Source organism: Mycobacterium genavense ATCC 51234 (assembly GCF_000526915.1).
In the GTDB taxonomy this organism is placed as follows: Bacteria; Actinomycetota; Actinomycetes; order Mycobacteriales; family Mycobacteriaceae; genus Mycobacterium; species Mycobacterium genavense.
The window spans coordinates 153447-172577 of record NZ_JAGZ01000002.1; the positions used below are offsets into that span (position 1 = coordinate 153447).

16 protein-coding genes and 1 pseudogene are annotated in these 19131 nt (G+C 65.7%); 13 read left to right on the forward strand and 4 right to left on the reverse strand.

Annotated elements, in window-relative coordinates; all coding sequences use genetic code 11:
- Nucleotides 1-8 precede the first annotated feature (8 nt).
- The 13 genes from T428_RS0105410 to nuoN are packed head-to-tail and all read left to right on the forward strand — an operon-like array spanning nucleotide 9 to nucleotide 15072.
- Nucleotides 9-563: a NuoB/complex I 20 kDa subunit family protein gene (locus tag T428_RS0105410; protein WP_025735667.1), complete on the forward strand. Its 555-nt coding sequence runs from the start codon at nucleotides 9-11 to the stop codon at nucleotides 561-563.
- Complete coding sequence (locus T428_RS0105415) at nucleotides 560-1288, forward strand: NADH-quinone oxidoreductase subunit C (RefSeq protein ID WP_025735668.1); 729 nt, start codon at nucleotides 560-562, stop codon at nucleotides 1286-1288. The genes T428_RS0105410 and T428_RS0105415 overlap by 4 nt, the downstream gene beginning before the upstream one ends.
- Nucleotides 1288-2613, forward strand: a complete 1326-nt coding sequence (gene nuoD, locus T428_RS0105420; protein WP_025735669.1) for an NADH dehydrogenase (quinone) subunit D — start codon at nucleotides 1288-1290, stop codon at nucleotides 2611-2613. Before T428_RS0105415 ends, nuoD begins: the two co-directional genes overlap by 1 nt.
- Entirely contained in the window at nucleotides 2610-3392 is a 783-nt protein-coding gene (gene nuoE, locus T428_RS0105425) for an NADH-quinone oxidoreductase subunit NuoE (protein ID WP_051465132.1), read from the forward strand. Before nuoD ends, nuoE begins: the two co-directional genes overlap by 4 nt.
- On the forward strand, nucleotides 3389-4723 hold the full coding sequence (nuoF, locus tag T428_RS0105430; protein ID WP_025735671.1) for an NADH-quinone oxidoreductase subunit NuoF: 1335 nt from the start codon (nucleotides 3389-3391) through the stop codon (nucleotides 4721-4723). Before nuoE ends, nuoF begins: the two co-directional genes overlap by 4 nt.
- Complete coding sequence (locus T428_RS0105435) at nucleotides 4723-7140, forward strand: NADH-quinone oxidoreductase subunit G (protein ID WP_025735672.1); 2418 nt, start codon at nucleotides 4723-4725, stop codon at nucleotides 7138-7140. The genes nuoF and T428_RS0105435 overlap by 1 nt, the downstream gene beginning before the upstream one ends.
- A gap of 8 nt (nucleotides 7141-7148) precedes the next feature.
- A complete protein-coding gene (gene nuoH / locus T428_RS0105440; RefSeq protein WP_025735673.1) occupies nucleotides 7149-8408 on the forward strand; it encodes an NADH-quinone oxidoreductase subunit NuoH in 1260 nt (419 codons plus the stop codon).
- A complete protein-coding gene (gene nuoI / locus T428_RS0105445; protein ID WP_025735674.1) occupies nucleotides 8401-8946 on the forward strand; it encodes an NADH-quinone oxidoreductase subunit NuoI in 546 nt (181 codons plus the stop codon). Before nuoH ends, nuoI begins: the two co-directional genes overlap by 8 nt.
- Nucleotides 8943-9719 carry an NADH-quinone oxidoreductase subunit J gene (locus T428_RS0105450; RefSeq protein WP_025735675.1) on the forward strand — a complete coding sequence of 259 codons (777 nt, stop codon included), beginning with the start codon at nucleotides 8943-8945 and terminating at the stop codon, nucleotides 9717-9719. Before nuoI ends, T428_RS0105450 begins: the two co-directional genes overlap by 4 nt.
- Nucleotides 9716-10015 (forward strand): NADH-quinone oxidoreductase subunit NuoK, encoded by a 300-nt coding sequence (nuoK, locus tag T428_RS0105455; RefSeq protein ID WP_025735676.1) that lies wholly within the window; start codon nucleotides 9716-9718, stop codon nucleotides 10013-10015. The genes T428_RS0105450 and nuoK overlap by 4 nt, the downstream gene beginning before the upstream one ends.
- 10 nt (nucleotides 10016-10025) lie before the next feature.
- Nucleotides 10026-11912, forward strand: coding sequence for an NADH-quinone oxidoreductase subunit L (gene nuoL / locus T428_RS0105460; protein ID WP_025735677.1), 1887 nt, complete (start codon nucleotides 10026-10028; stop codon nucleotides 11910-11912).
- Complete coding sequence (locus T428_RS0105465; RefSeq protein ID WP_169733617.1) at nucleotides 11909-13480, forward strand: NADH-quinone oxidoreductase subunit M; 1572 nt, start codon at nucleotides 11909-11911, stop codon at nucleotides 13478-13480. Before nuoL ends, T428_RS0105465 begins: the two co-directional genes overlap by 4 nt.
- The gene (gene nuoN / locus T428_RS0105470) at nucleotides 13477-15072 is read left to right on the forward strand and encodes an NADH-quinone oxidoreductase subunit NuoN (RefSeq protein ID WP_025735679.1); all 1596 of its coding nucleotides are present in this window, start codon (nucleotides 13477-13479) and stop codon (nucleotides 15070-15072) included. Before T428_RS0105465 ends, nuoN begins: the two co-directional genes overlap by 4 nt.
- A 287-nt stretch (nucleotides 15073-15359) precedes the next feature.
- Here the strand turns inward: nuoN and T428_RS35965 are convergent.
- From T428_RS35965 to T428_RS35970, 4 genes and pseudogenes are all read right to left on the reverse strand, one after another.
- Nucleotides 15360-15785, reverse strand: a pseudogene (locus T428_RS35965) (hypothetical protein); the annotation flags it as partial.
- A 336-nt stretch (nucleotides 15786-16121) separates the two neighbouring features.
- Nucleotides 16122-16619 carry a hypothetical protein gene (locus T428_RS0105480; RefSeq protein WP_025735681.1) on the reverse strand — a complete coding sequence of 166 codons (498 nt, stop codon included), beginning with the start codon at nucleotides 16617-16619 and terminating at the stop codon, nucleotides 16122-16124.
- Nucleotides 16606-16998 carry a helix-turn-helix domain-containing protein gene (locus T428_RS0105485; RefSeq protein WP_156942884.1) on the reverse strand — a complete coding sequence of 131 codons (393 nt, stop codon included), beginning with the start codon at nucleotides 16996-16998 and terminating at the stop codon, nucleotides 16606-16608. The genes T428_RS0105480 and T428_RS0105485 overlap by 14 nt, the downstream gene beginning before the upstream one ends.
- 538 nt (nucleotides 16999-17536) lie before the next feature.
- Complete coding sequence (locus tag T428_RS35970) at nucleotides 17537-19012, reverse strand: PPE family protein (protein WP_211243893.1); 1476 nt, start codon at nucleotides 19010-19012, stop codon at nucleotides 17537-17539.
- Nucleotides 19013-19131: the final 119 nt, after the last annotated feature.

A 19131-nucleotide genomic window follows, 5' to 3' on the forward strand; every position in this document is an offset into this window, starting at 1 on the left:
GGTAACTCATGGGCCTGGAAGAACAGCTACCCGCCGGCATCCTGCTCGGGACGGTCGAGAAGATCGCCGGCTACGTCCGCAAGAACTCGCTGTGGCCGGCAACGTTCGGGTTGGCGTGCTGCGCGATCGAGATGATGGCAACGGCCGGACCGCGGTTCGACATCGCACGGTTCGGGATGGAGCGGTTCTCGGCGACGCCGCGGCAGGCCGACCTGATGATCGTGGCCGGACGGGTGAGCCAGAAGATGGCCCCGGTGCTGCGGCAGATCTACGACCAGATGGCAGAGCCGAAATGGGTGCTGGCCATGGGTGTCTGCGCGTCGTCGGGCGGGATGTTCAACAACTATGCGATCGTCCAGGGCGTGGACCACGTGGTTCCGGTGGACATCTACCTCCCCGGCTGCCCACCCCGCCCGGAGATGCTGTTGTACGCAATTCTGAAGCTGCACGAGAAGATTCAGCAAATGCCGCTGGGCGTGAACCGCGAGCAGGCCATCGCCGAAGCCGAGCAGGCGGCGCTGGGCGCCCGGCCCACCATCGAGATGCGTGGACTGCTGCGATGAGCTCACCGGAACACGACCCGAAGGTAGCCGCCAGCGAAGTGGGCGGACTGGTGCCCTCCCGCGACGAAGAAGTGATCAACGTGCGCCGTGGCATGTTCGGCGTTTCCGGCTCGGGTGATACGTCCGGATACGGGCGGCTGGTGCGCGAGATCACGCTGCCGGGCAGCAGTCCCCGGCCCTACGGCGGCTATTTCGACGATGTGGTCGACCGGCTGGCCGACTCGCTGAAGGCCGGCGGCATCGAATTCGAAAACGCCATAGAGAAAGTCGTCGTCGACCGCAACGAGCTGACGTTGCACGTCCGCCGCGAGGCACTGCCACACGTGGCTCAACGGCTGCGCGACGAACCCGGACTGCGCTTCGAGATGTGCCTCGGGGTCAGCGGCGTGCACTACCCGCACGAGACCGGCCGCGAACTGCACGCCGTCTACCCACTGCAGTCGATCACGCACAACCGCCGCGTCCGGTTGGAAGTGTCTGCGCCCGACGGGGATCCGCACGTCCCGTCGCTGTATGGCATCTACCCGACCAACGATTGGCACGAGCGCGAGACGTATGACTTCTTCGGCATCATCTTCGACGGGCATCCCTCGCTGACCCGCATCGAGATGCCGGACGACTGGCACGGCCATCCACAGCGCAAGGACTACCCGCTCGGCGGTGTTCCCGTCGAGTACAAGGGAGCACAGATACCCCCGCCCGACGAGCGGAGAGCGTACAACTAATGAGCACAATCACCGACTCGACGCACGATGGTGGCGCCGAAACTGTCGTTGTCGCCGGCGGACAGGACTGGGGGCAGGTCGTCGAGGCCGCCCGCGCCGCGGATCCCGGCGAACGCATCGTCGTCAACATGGGGCCCCAGCACCCGTCCACGCACGGGGTGTTGCGGCTGATCCTCGAGATCGAAGGCGAGACCGTCACCGAGGTCCGATGCGGAATCGGCTACCTGCACACCGGAATCGAGAAGAATCTCGAATACCGGTACTGGGCGCAGGGTGTCACCTTCGTGACCCGAATGGATTACCTGTCACCGTTTTTCAACGAGACCGCGTACTGTCTCGGTGTCGAGAAGCTGCTCGGCATCACCGACGAGATTCCGGAGCGGGTCAGCGTCATCCGCGTCCTGATGATGGAGCTCAACCGGATCTCCTCGCATCTGGTCGCACTGGCCACCGGCGGCATGGAACTGGGCGCGATGACGCCGATGTTCGTCGGCTTCCGGGGACGCGAGATCGTCTTGACCCTGTTCGAGAAGATCAGTGGTCTGCGGATGAACAGCGCCTACATCCGCCCGGGCGGGTTGGCGCAGGACTTGCCGCCGGGCGCCGAAACCGACATCGTCGAAAGCCTCAAGGAACTCAAGCAAGTGCTGCGCGAGATGGGCGATCTGCTCAACGAAAACGCCATCTGGAAAGCGCGCACCGAGGACGTCGGCTATCTCGACTTGGCGGGCTGCATGGCGCTGGGTATCACCGGGCCGATCCTGCGTGCCACCAGCCTACCGCACGACCTGCGCAAGAGCGAGCCCTACTGCGGGTACGAGAACTACGAGTTCGACGTGATTACCGCCGACACGTGTGATGCGTACGGGCGCTACATGATTCGCGTCAAGGAGATGTGGGAGTCGATCAAGATCGTGGAGCAGTGCCTGGACAAGCTCAAGCCCGGGCCGTACATGGTCGAGGACCGCAAGATTGCCTGGCCCGCCGACCTCAAGGTAGGCCCCGACGGCATGGGTAACTCGCCCGAGCACATCGCCAAGATCATGGGCGGGTCGATGGAAGCGCTGATCCACCACTTCAAGTTGGTGACCGAGGGCATCCGGGTGCCGGCCGGTCAGGTGTACAGCGCGGTGGAATCACCGCGCGGAGAACTCGGCGTGCACATGGTCAGCGACGGCGGAACCCGGCCTTACCGAGTGCATTATCGCGATCCTTCCTTCACCAATCTGCAGTCGGTCGCCGCGATGTGCGAGGGCGGGATGGTCGCCGATTTGATCACCGCGGTCGCCAGCATCGACCCGGTCATGGGCGGAGTCGACCGATGACGGTACCCAATGGTGACTCAAAAAAGGTGAGCAGCGGCGAACGGGTGTTCCTGCGCCTCGGGCCGCCGCCCGAAGAACCCAACCAGTTCGTGGTTGAGGGTGCGCCGCAGTCGTATTCGCCGGAGGCCCGGGCTCGGCTGGAGGTCGACGCCAAGGAGATCATCAGCCGCTACCCCAACAAGCGCTCCGCGTTGTTGCCGTTGCTGCACCTGGTCCAAGCGGAGGATTCCTACCTGACCCCGGCGGGCCTGGAGTTCTGCGGCGAGCAGCTCGGGCTGACCGGCGCCGAGGTATCGGCGGTGGGCAGCTTCTACACGATGTACCGCCGCGGCCCCACCGGCGATTACGTGGTCGGCGTCTGCACCAACACACTGTGCGCGGTGATGGGCGGCGACGCGATATTCGATTCGCTCAAAGAGCATCTCGGTATCGGCAACGACGAAACCACCGCCGACGAATCGGTCACCCTGCAGCACATCGAATGCAACGCGGCATGCGATTTCGCGCCGGTGGTGATGGTCAACTGGGAGTTCTACGACAACCAGACGGTCGAGTCCGCGATCGAACTGGTCGACTCGCTGCGGGCCGGCCAGCCCAAGGCGCCCACCCGCGGTGCACCCCTGTGCAAATTCCGCGAGACGTCCCGCATCCTGGCCGGCCTCCCCGACGAGCGCCCCGACGAAGGCCAGGGTGGCGCTGGCGCAGCCACTTTGGCGGGGCTGCGGGTCGCGAAGGAGAAGGGCATGGAACCCCCGCCGGCTCCCGGAGGCAAGTCATGACCACCCCGCTGACCCCAGTCATCAGCCGCTACTGGGACGACCCGAAGTCGTTCACGCTGGAGACCTACCAACGTCACGACGGCTACCAGGCGCTGAAGAAGGCGCTGGCGATGGATCCCGACGCGGTGATCGGGGCCGTGAAGGACTCGGGCCTACGCGGTCGTGGCGGCGCCGGCTTCTCGACCGGAACCAAGTGGTCGTTCATCCCGCAGGGCGACTCCGGCCCGGCCGCCAAGCCGCACTACCTGGTGGTCAACGCCGACGAGTCGGAACCCGGTACGTGCAAAGACATTCCGCTGATGCTGGCGACGCCCCACCTGCTGGTGGAGGGTGCCATCATCGCCTCCTATGTGATCCGGGCCAGCCACGCCTTCATCTACGTACGCGGCGAGGTGGTGCCCGTGCTGCGCCGGCTGCAGAACGCGGTTGCTGAGGCGTACGCCGCCGGTTATTTGGGCCGCGACATCCTGGGCTCCGGTTTCAATTTGGAGTTGGTGGTGCACGCCGGTGCGGGCGCCTACATCTGCGGCGAGGAAACCGCGCTGTTGGAGGGGCTGGAGGGCCGGCGCGGCCAGCCCCGGCTGCGCCCGCCGTTCCCCGCCGTGGCAGGACTCTACGGCTGCCCCACGGTGATCAACAACGTCGAAACCATCGCCAGCGTACCGTCGATCATTCTCAACGGCGTCGAATGGTTCCGGTCGATGGGCAGCGAGAAATCGCCTGGCTTCACCCTGTATTCGCTGTCCGGGCACGTCACCCGCCCCGGCCAGTACGAAGCCCCGCTGGGCATCACGCTGCGCGAGTTGCTCGACTACGCCGGTGGGGTCCGCGCCGGACACCGGCTGAAGTTCTGGACACCGGGGGGATCGTCGACACCGCTGCTCACCGACGAACACCTCGACGTGCCACTGGATTACGAGGGGGTGGGCGCCGCCGGCTCGATGCTGGGCACCAAGGCGCTGGAGATCTTTGACGAGACCACCTGCGTAGTGCGCGCGGTGCAGCGCTGGTCCTACTTCTACAAGCACGAGTCGTGCGGCAAATGCACACCGTGCCGCGAGGGCACGTTCTGGCTCGACCAGATCTACACACGGCTCGAGACGGGTAAGGGCACGCACGAGGATCTGGACAAATTGCTGGACATCTCCGACGCAATCCTCGGAAAGTCGTTCTGCGCGTTAGGCGACGGTGCGGCCAGCCCGGTGATGTCGTCGATCAAGTATTTCCGCGACGAGTACATCGCCCACGTCGAAGGAGGCGGCTGCCCGTTCGACCCCCGAGAGTCCATGCTTACGGCAGGGCCGAATGGCCGGAAAGGGGCACAGTCCTGATGACCACCGCGGCCAAGACCCAGACCGGCGACGAGGTGACGCCGCCAGACATGGTGACGCTGACCATCGACGGCACCCAAATCTCGGTCCCCAAGGGAACTCTGGTGATCCGCGCGGCCGAGTTGATGGGTATCCAGATTCCGAGGTTCTGCGACCACCCGTTGCTCGACCCGGTCGGAGCGTGCCGCCAGTGCATGGTCGAGGTGGAGGGGCAGCGCAAGCCGATGGCGTCGTGCACCATCGTGTGCACCGACGACATGGTGGTGCGCACCCAGCTCACCTCCGAGGCCGCGGACAAGGCCCAGCACGGCGTGATGGAGCTGCTGCTGATCAACCACCCGCTGGACTGCCCGATGTGCGACAAGGGCGGCGAATGCCCCCTGCAAAACCAAGCAATGTCCAACGGCCGCACCGATTCTCGTTTCGAAGATGTCAAGCGCACCTTCGCCAAGCCCATCAACATCTCGTCGCAGGTGCTGCTGGACCGCGAACGGTGCATCCTGTGCGCGCGTTGCACCAGGTTCTCCGAGCAGATCGCCGGAGATCCGTTCATCGACATGCAGGAACGCGGCGCCCTGCAGCAGGTCGGCATCTACGCCAACGAACCATTCGACTCCTACTTCTCGGGCAACACCGTGCAGATCTGCCCGGTGGGCGCGCTGACCGGCACCGCCTACCGATTCCGGGCCCGCCCATTCGACCTGGTCTCCAGCCCCAGCGTGTGCGAGCACTGCGCCGGCGGCTGCGCCGAGCGCACCGACCACCGCCGCGGCAAGGTGCTGCGCCGGCTCGCCGGTGACGACCCCGAGGTCAACGAGGAGTGGAACTGCGACAAGGGCCGGTGGGCTTTCCGCTACGACACTCAGCCCGACGTGCTCACCACTCCCCTGGTCCGTGACGCCGACGGCACGCTGCAGCCCGCGTCGTGGGCCCACGCGATCGTGGCCGCGACGCAGGGCCTCGAATCAGCCCGCGGTCGCACCGGTGTGCTAGTCGGGGGCCGCGGTACTTGGGAAGACGCCTACGCTTACTCCAAGTTCGCGCGAATCGTGTTGGACACCAACGACATCGACTTCCGTGCCCGCCCATCCTCAGCCGAAGAAACGGAGTTTCTCGCGGCACGCATCGCGGGCCGACCGCTCACGGTCACCTTCTCCGATCTGGAATCGGCGCCGGTGGTCGTGCTGGTCGGTTTCGAGCCGGAGGACGAGGCACCGATCGTCTTCCTGCGGCTGCGCAAGGCCGCACGCAAGCGCGGCGTGCCGATCTACGCGGTCGCCCCGTTCGCCACTCGCGCGCTGACGAAGATGTCGGGTCGGCTGCTTCAAACCGTGCCCGGCGCGGAACCGTCCACACTGGACGGCCTGGCCACCGGCGAGGTGGGCGAGCTGCTGGCGAAGGCCGGAGCGGTCATCATGGTCGGCGAACGCCTGGCCACGGTGCCGGGCGGATTGTCCGCGGCGGCGCGTCTGGCCGATGCCACCGGGGCGCGACTGGCCTGGGTGCCGCGACGCGCCGGCGAACGTGGCGCGCTCGAAGCCGGCGCACTGCCCGGCCTGTTGCCAGGCGGTCGTTCGGTGGCCGACGATACCGCCCGTGCCGAGGTGGCGGCGGCCTGGAATGTCGACGAATTGCCTTCTGCCGCAGGGCGTGACGTCGACGGCATCCTGGCCGCCGCGACGGACGGAAGCCTGGGCGCGCTGCTGGTCGGCGGTATCGAGCCGGGCGACTTCGCCGATCCGGATGCGGTGCTGGCCGCGCTGGACGCCGCCAACTTCGTCGTCAGCCTGGAACTGCGGCACAGCGAGGTCACCGAACGCGCCGATGTCGTGTTCCCCGTCGCGTCCACCACACAGAAGGCGGGTGCATTCGTCAACTGGGAAGGCCGGTTCCGGCCGTTCGAGCCCGCGCTACACGGCACCACCCAGCGAGCCACCCAATCCGATCACCAGATCCTTGACACGCTGGCCGACGAAATGGGTGTCTACCTCGGGATGACCGGCGTCCAGGCGGCTCGCGAGCAAGTCTCGGCGCTGGGCAACTGGGAGGGCGAGCGCGCAAGCGGCGCAACCGTTCAAGCACCCGAGCCGCCGCGGCCCGGCCAGGGCGAGGCGGTGCTCACCGGCTGGCGAATGATGCTCGACAACGGTCGTGCGCAAGACGGCGAACCGTATCTGGCGGGCACGGCACGCAAACCCGTGGCCCGGCTGTCGGCCGGCACCGCGACCGAGATCGGCGCGTCCGAGGGCGACACGGTCACGGTCAGCACGTCGCGAGGATCAATCAGCTTGCCGCTGAACATCACTGACATGCCCGACCGAGTGGTGTGGCTACCGCTGAACTCGCCCGGCTCGGCGGTGCAGCGGGACCTGGGCGTCACCGTCGGCAGCGTGGTGAAGATCGGAGTGGGCTCATGACGAGCACCTTGACCGCCTTCGGACACGACACCTGGTGGCTGGTGCTGGGCAAGGCGCTGGCGATCTTCGTCTTCTTGATGCTGAACGTCTTGCTCGCGATCCTGCTCGAGCGCAAGATCCTCGGCTGGATGCAGCGCCGGCCCGGCCCCAACCGGGCGGGACCCTGGGGAGTCCTGCAGAGTCTGGCCGACGGAATCAAGCTGGCGCTCAAGGAGAGCATCACTCCCCGCGGCGTAGACTGGTTCGTCTACATGGCGGCGCCGGTCATCTCGACGATCCCCGCGTTCACCGCGTTCGCGTTCATCCCGTTCGGCCCCGAGGTGACGGTCTTCGGCCACCGCACGCCGCTGCAGTTGACCGACGTGCCGGCCGCGGTGCTGTTCATCCTGGGGCTCTCCGCGATCGGCGTCTACGGCATCGTGTTGGGCGGCTGGGCATCCGGCTCGACGTACCCGCTGCTGGGTGGGGTCCGGTCCACCGCGCAGGTCATCTCCTACGAGGTGTCGATGGGGCTGTCGTTCGCGGCGGTCTTCCTGTTCGCCGGCACCATGTCGACGTCCGGAATCATCAAGGCGCAGGACGGCGTCTGGTACATCTTTCTGTTGCTGCCGTCGTTCATCATCTACCTGATCTCGATGGTCGGCGAAACCAACCGCGCCCCATTCGATCTGCCGGAAGCCGAGGGTGAACTCGTCGCCGGCTTCCACACCGAGTACTCGTCGCTGAAATTCGCGATGTTCATGCTCGCCGAATACGTCAACATGATGACGGTTTCGTCGCTCGCCACGTTGATGTTCTTCGGCGGCTGGCACGCCCCGTGGCCGCTGAACATGTGGGACGGCGCCAACACCGGCTGGTGGCCGGTGCTCTGGTTCACCGCGAAGATGTGGGTGTTCCTGTTCATCTACATGTGGCTGCGGGCCAGTCTGCCCCGGCTGCGCTACGACCAGTTCATGGCCCTGGGCTGGAAACTCCTTATCCCCGCATCGCTGGTGTGGGTGCTGATCGCGGCGGTCATCCGCACGCTGCGCAACCAGGGGTACGCCCATTGGACTCCGCTGTTGGTGGTCTGCAGCCTGGTCTTCGCCGTGGCGCTGGTGATGTTGTTGCGCAAGCCATTCAGCACACCGGGCAATCGCGCACTGGCACGGGAGCTGCGCAAGCGCGCCGACGCTCTACCGCCCCCGCCGGCCTTCCCGACCCCACCGTTGCCGGGCAAAGTGCTGACGTCGGCAGTCAGTGCGAGCAAGGAGGAAGCACATGGCTAAATTCCTCGACGCCGTGGCCGGATTCGGCGTGACGTTCGCGGCAATGTTCAAAAAGACTGTCACCCAGGAGTATCCGGAGAAACCCGGCCCGGTCGCCCCGCGCTATCACGGCCGTCACCAACTCAACCGGTACCCCGACGGCCTGGAGAAATGCATCGGCTGCGAGCTGTGCGCCTGGGCCTGCCCAGCCGACGCGATCTACGTCGAGGGCGCCGACAACACCGATGAGGCACGGTTTTCGCCGGGAGAGCGGTACGGACGGGTGTACCAGATCAATTATCTACGGTGCATCGGCTGCGGTCTGTGCATCGAGGCCTGCCCGACCCGCGCGCTGACGATGACCAACAACTACGAGATGGCCGACGACAACCGCGCCGACCTGATCTACGAAAAAGACCGGCTGCTGGCGCCGTTGCTGCAAAACATGCTCGCGCCGCCGCACCCGAGGACCGAAGGCGCCACCGACAAGGACTACTACCTGGGCAACGTCACCGCGGATGGCTTGCGCCGCAATCAGAACGCAGGAGACGCCCGGTGATCACCAACCTGGCCAGCGACGTTATCACTCGCACCTCCACCGGCGAAGCGGTGGCCTTCTGGCTGCTGGGCGCTCTCGCCGTGATCGGCGCGATCGGGGTGGTCACGGCCGTCAATGCCGTGTACTCGGCGATGTTCCTGGCGATGACCATGATCATCCTGGCGATCTTCTACATGATCCAGGACGCACTGTTCTTGGGCGTGGTTCAAGTCGTGGTCTACACCGGCGCGGTGATGATGCTGTTCCTGTTCGTGCTGATGCTGATCGGCGTGGATTCCGCGGAGTCGCTGAAGGAAACGCTGCGCGGCCAGCGCGTCGCCGCGGTGATCACCGGAGTAGGGTTCGGCATCCTGCTGGTCGCCGCCATCGGCAAGGTGACAACCGGTGGCTTCGTCGGACTGACCACCGCGAACGCCAACGGCAACGTCGAAGGCCTGGCCGCACTGATCTTTTCGCGCTATCTGTGGGCATTCGAACTGACCAGCGCCCTGCTGATCGCCGCCGCGGTCGGGGCGATGGTGCTCGCGCACCGCGAACGTTTCGAACGCCGCAAGACCCAGCGCGAACTCTCCGAAGAGCGGTTCCGCTCCGGCGGTCGCCCGACCCCGCTGCCCAGCCCCGGCGTCTATGCCCGCCACAACGCGGTCGACGTGGCCGCGTTGCTGCCCGACGGTTCCTACTCGGATCTGTCGGTGTCGAGCATGTTGCAAACCCGCGGCGCGGACGGCAAGCAAACACCCCGCGCCCAAGCCATCAAAGGCGGTACGTCGTGAATCCGGCCAACTACCTCTACCTTTCGGCGCTGCTCTTCACGATCGGGGCCTCGGGTGTGCTGCTGCGCCGCAACGCCATCGTCATGTTCATGTGCGTCGAGCTGATGCTCAACGCCGTGAACCTGGCGTTCGTCACCTTCGCGCGCATGCACGGCCACCTGGACGGGCAGATGATCGCGTTCTTCACGATGGTGGTGGCCGCGTGCGAGGTCGTCATCGGCCTGGCCATCATCATGACGATTTTCCGTGCCCGCAAATCGGCGTCGGTCGACGACGCGAACCTACTCAAAGGCTAAGAACGCCACGATGACTGACTACACCTGGCTGCTGGTGGTGCTCCCACTCGCGGTTGCCGCCATCTTGCTGTTCGGCGGCAGACGCACCGACGCATGGGGGCATTGGCTGGGCGTCCTCGCCGCCCTGGGAGTGTTCGGGGTGGGCGCCACACTGCTGACGGACTTGCTGCGCCGCGACAGTGAGCACCACGTCATCCACCAAACGGTGTTCACCTGGATCCCGGTCGACAAGTTCCAGGTCGACTTCGGGATGCAGATCGACCAGCTGTCAATCTGTTTCGTGCTGCTGATCTCCGGCGTGGGATCGCTGATTCACATCTACTCGGTCGCCTACATGGCCGAAGACCCGGACCGCCGCAGGTTTTTCGGATACCTCAACCTGTTCCTGGCCTCGATGCTGCTGCTGGTCGTCGCCGACAACTACCTGGTGCTCTACGTCGGCTGGGAAGGCGTGGGCCTGGCGTCCTACCTGCTGATCGGCTTCTGGTACCACAAGCCGTCGGCGGCCACCGCCGCGAAGAAGGCGTTCGTGATGAACCGGGTCGGCGACGCGGGCCTGGCCGTGGGCATGTTCCTGATGTTCAGCACGTTCGGAACCCTCTCGTATGCCGGGGTTTTCGCCGGCGCCCCGGCCGCCGGCAGCGGCGTACTGACCGCTATGGGGTTGTTGCTGCTGCTGGGCGCCTGCGCCAAGTCCGCACAGGTCCCGCTGCAGGCCTGGTTGGGTGACGCGATGGAGGGCCCCACCCCGGTGTCCGCGCTGATCCACGCCGCCACCATGGTGACCGCGGGTGTGTACCTGATCGTGCGGTCCAACCCGCTCTACAACCTCGCTCCCGGAGCGCAACTCGGCGTCGTCTTGGTCGGCGCCGTCACCCTGCTGTTCGGTGCATTCATCGGCTGCGCCAAGGACGACATCAAGCGTGCACTGGCGGCGTCGACGATGAGCCAGATCGGCTACATGGTGCTGGCGGCCGGACTCGGGCCCGCCGGTTACGCGTTCGCGATCATGCACCTGCTCACCCACGGCTTCTTCAAGGCCGGGCTGTTCCTCGGATCGGGCTCGATCATCCATGCGATGCACGAAGAGCAGGACATGCGTCGCTACGGCGGGCTGCGTGCCGCCCTGCCCATCACCTTCGTCACCTTCGGCCTGGGATACCTGGCCATCATCGGCGTGCCCCCGTTCGCCGGATTCTACTCCAAGGACGCCATCATCGAGGCGGCGCTGGGCGCCGGCGGCGTCCGCGGCTACACCCTCGGCGGGGCCGCGCTGCTGGGCGCGGGCATCACCGCCTTCTACATGACCCGGGTGATGCTGATGACCTTCTTCGGCGAAAAGCGTTGGGCGCCGGGCAGTCACCCGCACGAGGCGCCCGCCCTGATGACCGGTCCTATGATCCTGCTCGCGTTCGGCTCGGTGTTCGCCGGCGGCTTGTTCGCCATCGGGGGCACCCTGCCCCATTGGCTGGAGCCGGTCGTCGGCGCGCACGAGGAAAGCGCGCACGCCATTCCGGCCTGGGTCAACACCACGCTGGCACTCGGGGTGGTCGCGGTCGGAATCGCAGTGGCCTATCAAAAGTACGGCAGGGCCGAGATTCCCAGAGTTGCTCCCGTCCAGGTGTCGGCACTCACCACGGCCGCACGCAGAGACCTGTACGGCGATGCCTTCAACGAGGAGGTATTCATGCGCCCTGGCGCGCAGTTGACCGATGCGCTGGTCGAAGCCGACGACGCGGGTGTGGACGGCTCGGTGAACGCGCTGGCCGCGCTGGTCGGCCGGACCTCGAATCGCTTGCGGGGGCTGCAAACCGGCTTCGCCCGCTCCTACGCGCTGTCGATGCTGGCGGGTGCCACCCTACTGGTCGCGGCCATCCTGGCGGTGCAACTGTGGTGACTAACGTGCCCTGGCTGAGTGTGCTGTGGCTGGTGCCGCTGGCGGGTTCCATCCTCATCATCCTGATGCCGCCCGGCCTGCGTCAGCTCGCGAAGTGGACCGGCCTGGTCATCAGCATCCTGACGCTGGCGGTCGCACTCGGCGTCACGCTCGGCTTCAAGACCGGCGGCGCCCCTTACCAGTTCCTGGAAAAGCATCCCTGGATTCCGGCCGTCGGCGCCGGCTACAACCTCGGCGTCGACGGCATCGCGGTGATCCTCGTGCTGCTGACCGCGATCCTGGTTCCACTGCTGCTGGTGGCGGGCTGGAACGACGGCGGCGAGAGCCCCCGAGGACCGCAGGCATACGTCGCGCTGACGCTGGCCATCGAGTCGATGGTGCTGATCTCGGTGATCGCCCTGGACGTGCTGCTGTTCTACGTGTTCTTCGAGGCCATGCTGGTCCCGATGTACTTCCTGATCGGCGGCTTCGGCAAGGGCACCGCCCGCTCGCGTGCGGCGGTGAAGTTCTTGCTGTACAACCTGTTCGGCGGTCTGATCATGCTGGCCGCGGTCATCGAGCTGTATGCGGTGACCGAGCAGCACGGCGGGGGGACGTTCGACTTCCGCGAAATCGTGACCGGCATCTCCTCGGGCCGCTTCGCCGGCGTCGACCCCGCGGTGTTCAAGGCCCTGTTCGGCGGCTTCATGTTCGCGTTCGCCGTCAAGGCCCCGCTGTGGCCGTTCCACCGCTGGCTACCCGACGCCTGCGTCGAGGCCACCCCCGCGACCGCGGTCCTGATCACCGCCGTGATGGACAAGGTCGGCACTTTCGGGATGCTGCGCTACTGCCTGCAGCTGTTCCCCGATGCCTCAACGTATTTCCGGCCGCTGATCGTGACGTTGGCCATTATCGGGGTGATCTACGGCGCGATCGTGGCGATCGGGCAAAAGGACATGATGCGCCTGATCGCCTACACCTCGATCTCGCACTTCGGCTTCATCATCGCCGGCATCTTCGTGATGACCAGCCAGGGCCAGAGCGGGTCGACGTTGTACATGCTCAACCACGGCCTGTCCACGGCGGCGGTGTTCCTGATCGCCGGATTCCTGGTGACGCGGCGCGGCAGTCGCTTGATCGCCGATTACGGCGGTGTGCAGAATGTGGCACCGGTGCTGGCCGGCACCTTCCTGGTCTCGGCGATGGCCACCCTGTCATTGCCCGGGCTGGCGCCGTTCATCAGCGAATTCCTGGTGCTGCTGGGCACTTTCAACCGGTACTGGGTGGCGGGCGCGTTCGGAGTGACCGCGCTAGTGCTGGCCGCGATCTACATGCTGTGGCTCTACCAGCGGGTGATGACCAAACCGGTGGCCCAAGGCAACGAGGGAATCGGTGATCTACGGCTGCGCGAGCTGGCCGTCGTCGCACCGTTGATGGCGCTGCTGTTCGTCTTCGGCATCTATCCCAAGCCGGTGCTCGACATCATCAATCCCGCCGTGGACCACACCATGATCACCATCGGCCAGCATGACCCCGCGCCGAAAGTACTAGTGGGCGTACCCCGGACAGCCGAAGGACCGCACCAATGACCCTTCCCACCCCCAGCATCGAGTACTTCCTGCTATGCCCGATGCTCATCGTCTTCGGTGTCGCCGTGGTCGGGGTTCTCGCGGAAGCGTTCCTGCCCAGGAACATTCGCTATGTGTCCCAGGTAACCCTGGCCCTCGGTGGCTTGATCGCGGCGTTCGTCGCCGACATCGCGGTCAGCCGCTCCCTGCCGGCATCGGGTCGCAGCGGGGTGCTGGGCGCGATGGCCATCGACCGGCCGACGCTGTATTTGCAGGGCATCGTGGTGCTGGTGGCCGTGATGGCCGTCATCTTCATCGCCGAACGCAGCAACATCGCCGCAACCGCCAACAAGGTGAAGGTCGCGGCGGGTGTTTCCGGCGGTGCCTCCGGGTTGGACGCCTTTACCCCGCAGGCTTCCGCGGTGCCGGGCAGCGACGCCGAGCGTGAGGCCGAACGGGCCGGAGCCGCCCAGACCGAACTCTTCCCGCTGCTGATGCTGTCGGTCGGCGGCATGATGGTGTTCCCGGCGGCCAACGACCTGCTGACGATGTTCGTCGCGCTGGAAGTGCTGTCGCTGCCGCTGTACCTGATGTGCGGGCTGGCGCGACACCGCCGGCTGCTGTCGCAGGAGGCGGCGATGAAGTACTTCCTGCTGGGCGCGTTCTCGTCGGCGTTCTTCCTTTACGGCGTGGCACTGGTCTACGGCGCGACCGGAACATTGCTGCTGCCCGGCATCCGGGATGCGCTTGCCGCGCACGGCGATAGCTCGATGGCGTTGGTCGGGGTCACACTGTTGTCGGTCGGCCTGTTGTTCAAAGTCGGTGCGGTGCCGTTCCATTCGTGGATCCCGGACGTGTATCAGGGCGCCCCCACCCCGATCACCGGCTTCATGGCCGCGGCCACCAAGGTCGCGGCGTTCGGCGCGCTGCTGCGCGTGGTCTACGTCGCGTTGCCGCCGCTGCACGAGCAGTGGCGTCCCGTGCTGTGGGCGATTTCGATCCTCACCATGGCCGTCGGCACCGTGACCGCGGTCAACCAGGCCGACGTCAAACGCATGCTGGCCTATTCGTCGGTCGCCCATGTCGGTTTCATCCTCACCGGTGTGATCGCCGACAACCACTCGGGTCTGGCCGCCACGTTGTTCTATTTGGTCGCCTACAGCTTCAGCACGGTCGGCGCGTTCGCGATCGTCGGCCTGGTCCGCAACTCCGATGGTGTCGAGGATGCCGGGCTGTCGCACTGGGCCGGGCTCGGACAGCGTTCTCCCATTGTGGGCGTGATGCTTTCGATGTTCTTGCTGGCCTTCGCCGGAATCCCATTGACCAGTGGATTCATCAGCAAGCTGACGGTGTTCAAGGCCGCCGCGCAGGGCGGTGCCGTGCCGCTGGTCATCATCGGTGTGATCGCCAGCGGCGTCGCCGCCTACTTCTACGTCCGGGTGATCGTGCTGATGTTCTTCACCGAACCGACCGACGACACCCCTCAGGTCGTCGCCCCGAGCATCCTGAGCAAGATCGCGATCGCGGTGTGCGCCGCGATCACCGTGATTCTTGGGATCTTCCCGCAACCGCTGCTCGACCTCGCCGACCACGCCGCACAGTTGCTGCAGTAATTGCAGCCGCGGCGGGAAGCCACCACTTGGCCAGCTGCACCAATTCGTGGGTTTCCTCCTCGAGCGTTGTAGCCCGGGACGTGACATGCGGGTTGCATCGAGTCGTTGCGGGGCGCGTCCTGACGCTTTGACCGCGGCGGCGTGGGCCAATTGCAGGGCCAGGATCGCCATGTCGCGATCGGTCGAGGGGATGGAATGCGCCGCGACGAATCGGTCCACCTGTCCCGGGGGATGTCGCCCGCATACGGCCGTAACCGCAATATGAGATCCCGAATCTCGACGACGGTCTGATGGAGTTGCAGCGTGGTTTTACGGCGGAGGACACCGTCTTGCTGCACATCGAAACTGCATTCTGGCGAGGCCTGTCGCAGGCTGTTCCGCAGCGGCTGCAGTTTGCGCCATTGTCGACTAACGGGGTCCATCCCGCCACGGGCGACAATCGCCAGCAGACACGGGACTGCGGCGAGTGCGGTGCAACCGACGGCCTTCCAGAAAAAGTACACGCCGTGGACCTTGACCCGGTACGCGCCGGTGTGTAGCCACCCGAGCTGTTCAAACACCAGCAGTAGCAACGATTCCACGGTCACCCATCCGATCGCCACTGCCAATACCACCCCACAGGCGGCGATGGGGCGTTCGCGGCGCGGCGCACCCGGGCGAGTCAGCTCACGGATGCTCAGTCGCATCAGCTGAACGACCAACACGAGGAACATCGTCGAGTAGCAAACGTAGGCGAGCACTCCGTCCCAGCCGCCGACAACTTCGACGGGCTTTGCCGCGACTCGCGCTCGCGTTGCCGCGACGAGATAACCGATGGCCAATAGTGCTGCCGCACAACGGTAGTAGCGGTGGCGACGGTGATCAACCCAACGCCCGAAAGCAGTTGTTGGACAGCGTGTTCGCGCAGTAGCTGGGCCGTCAGCAACATCGCCAACGTGTTGTTGAGATGGGTTCAAAAAGATTGGTGTTGAACCCCACGTAGCACGTGACCACGACGAGCACCATGAACAGGATCAGTGGCCACGCCACCGCAGGGGGTACGGTGCTGGTCATCGGGAGCGGAAGAACACGCTGCGCATGACCGAACGCTGCGCACCGGCGTCGGCGACGGCGAGCATCAGGATCGAGGCGAATGTCTCGGCGTCGCGTTCCTGCGCGCTGGCGTAGTCGGTGCGACCCAACACGGCGCGCACGGCGGCCGGGTCGAGGTCGGGCAGCAGGGTGGCGCACATCTGGCTGTGGCTGGAGCCGACAGACTCGCTAATGTGGGGCTGGTCGTGGCCGAGCACCATGTGCCCGATCTCGTGGCAGACGATCTGGTCCATGTGGTACTCGGAGGTGCCGATGTCGTGGACGATGATGTCGTCGGTGTCGCGCTTCAACCACAACCCGCACGGGTTACCGGCCAGTGTCGGTGTTGGCGTCGGTACCAGCCGAATCGGTCGGCCCCGCATCCGGGCCACGCTGTCCACGAACTGGTGACGGTCCCACGGGACGGGGATCGGCATCCGGCGGGCCAATGCCACCAACTCGTCAGGAGTGGTCATCACCGCCCCCGGGGTCCGGCGCGAGCGGAGGAAGCTTCTCCAGCTCGCGGATGTGGTCAACCATCGCGACCAGATTGGTGAGCGCGGCACCGGTCAGCCCGGACGCACGCATGGCCAGATCGCGCACCCCGGCGTCGCGCAGGGCTTGCAGTAAGCCCAGCTGGGCGTCGAGGCGCTCATCAACCTCGGCATCGATTAGATACGAGGCAGACACCCCGAAAAACTCCGCGATCGCGCGTAGATGCGCCACCGTCGGATTGGTTTTCAGCCCACTGCGAAGTTGCCACAAGTACGCCGGACTGATCGAGACGCCAGTCTTTTCCGTAATGGCTTCAGCAGCAGCGGCATTCGACAGCGGCGACTCCGACGGGCTATGCATGACCTCAAACAGCTTGTTGAGCTTGTTCGCCAAATCCGTCGTGGACACTGGGCCGTCCGTGCTGGCTCGCCGCCGGGTCACCGTACCTCCGTTTGCGCCGGGCCTCCCGCATGTACACCTATATTAATGCAGGGTGTGCAACTATTAATGCAGGGTGTGCAACGTCGGCTGAGGAATTATCCACCGGTGCGCGGGTCGAAGCTCGGGTGTCCAGGGTCAGTCGGCACTGGATAAGAGCGCATCCAAGAGAGCGTCGACATTTAACTGCGGCGGGATTCCTGAAGTCTCGGATAGGCCTGGCGCAGCCACCAGGCTGAGGAGCTCAGGCTGCGGCGCGGGAGCCGGGGGCACCGGTTCGGTCCCGGGAGCCACGGTTACGGGGCCGATGAACCCGCTGTGGCCCGCATAGCCGCCCGGGCCGACGACGACGGTCTCGCCGGAGCCGATGACGACGGTGCCGCCAGGTTCCACCGGGACCGTGCCGCCGGCGTTAACGGTCAGGAAGCCGCCGGTGTTGATTGCGAGGGTGCCCTCGCTGTTAACGGTGAGTGTGCCGGCGTTCGTCAGCGTGGCCCCGTTGGTGATGGCGAGCGTGCCGTTGTTCGTCAGCGTGGCGTGGATGTCGATGGTGAAGATGCCGTTGTCGATGGTGAAGATGCCGTTGTCGATGAGGGTGCCGGTGTTGGTGAGGGTGGCCGGGTTGGATGGTCACGGAGCCGGCGTCGTTGAGGGTGCCACCGGCGTCGACGGTCAGTGTGCCGGCGTCACTGAGCGTGCCGCCGGGTTGGATGATGAGAGTGCCGGCATCGTTGAGGGTGCCGGTGGTGACGAGGGTGCCACCGTTGGTGAGGGTGCTTCCGGTGTCGACGGTGAGCGTGCCGCCGTTTGTGAGTTGCCCGGCGTTGGTGAGGACGCCGCCATCGGTGAGGGTGAGGCCACCGCTGTTGGTCAGGGTTCCGGTGTTGGTGATGATGCCGCCGCCGTTGGTTAGGGTACCGCCAGTGTTGACGGTCATTGTGCCGCTGTTGGCGAGGAAGCTGCCGACGGTGCCGTCGTGGGTGAGGATGAGGGTGCCGCCGGTGTTGACGGTGAGGGTGCCCGCGTTGGTGAGGGCGCCGGCGTTGGTGAGAGTGCCGGCGTTGGTAAGGAGGCCGCCGGAGTTGATGGTGAGCTCGCCGACGGAGTTGACGGTGAGGACGCCGGCGTTGGTGACGACGCCACCCGAGTTGACGGCGAGGCTGCCGCCGGAGTTGACGGTGAGGGTGCCGCCGGATTCGACGGTGACGGAGGTGTAGGTGCCGCCTTCGCCGATGGTGAGGGAGCCGTAATCTCCGCCGGCGCCGATGGTGACGGATTGACCATTGCCGATGGTAAGGGTGCCGCCATCGACACTCGAGCTGAGTTGCTGTGACAAAGGTTGGGTTTGACTACCAGTGGCATTACCGGCCGCCTGGGCAACCGCACGAGCCTGATCGGCCTGCCCCGACTGATTGGCCGTCTGCGGCGGATCGGCAAACGGCTGCAGAGCACCCGCGACCGACGAATCGGCGGCATAGCCATACATCGCCGTCGCTTCTTGAACCCACATCTCGGAGTACTCGGCCTCGGTCGCCGCGATCGCCGGAGTGTTCTGCCCCAAAAAATTCGTCGCAACCAACACCATCAACCGCGCCCGGTTGGCCGCGACCACCGGCGGGGGCACCGTCATAGCAAACGCCGCCTGATAAGCCGCCGCCGCCCCATTAGCCTGCGCGGCGGTCTGCGCGGCCTGCACCGCGCTCGCCTGCAGCCACTGCACATACGGCGTCGCCGCCCCCGCCATCGCCACCGACGCCGGACCCAACCACACCTGCCCCGTCAAGCCCGCGAGCTGCGCCGAGTAACCGGCCGCAGCAGATTCCAACTCGACAGCCAGCGCATCCCAACCCGCCGCACTCGACAGCAACGGCCCCGACCCAGGACCGGCATACATCAACCCCGAGTTGATCTCAGGCGGCAGCAACCCAAAATCCATGGCCCCGTATCCCTTTCAGCCATGTCCAGACACCTGCTCGACGAAATACCGCGCCAGCTCAGACGCCCGCCGGCGGGACGACAGCCTGAATATGCCGGCATACGTAGTTAGTAACAACA